The sequence below is a fragment of the Pseudoalteromonas sp. SIMBA_162 genome, from assembly GCF_046535955.1.
GTDB classification, from domain to species: Bacteria; Pseudomonadota; Gammaproteobacteria; order Enterobacterales; family Alteromonadaceae; genus Pseudoalteromonas; species Pseudoalteromonas marina.
Map to the genome: position 1 here is coordinate 1 of NZ_JAWJBQ010001144.1, position 239 is coordinate 239.

At 60.7% G+C, this 239-nt stretch carries 1 pseudogene; it reads right to left on the bottom strand.

Features of this window, described 5'->3' with window-relative positions:
- Nucleotides 1-239 (bottom strand): annotated as a pseudogene (locus R0J88_RS23255) (chondroitin lyase); the annotation flags it as partial.

Here is a 239-nt window from a genome sequence, read left to right on the forward strand (position 1 = left end):
GAGGCATGCAGCAACCAGATATGTTCGTTGAGAATCTGGTGAAACAGCTTGCCCGGCGGGTTGGTATTGCGCGCGACCTGAAAAGGCATCTCGCGATAGCAGGCCGCGTAGGATTCCAGCAACTCCCGGGCATGCGCCAGGGCCGCCTCATCATCGTTGAGCCGTCCCAACAGCGCCGCACCTTCTATCAGGCGGGCATGCTCCTTGTGGGTGTTGTGCTCGAAACTCCCGGCCTCACC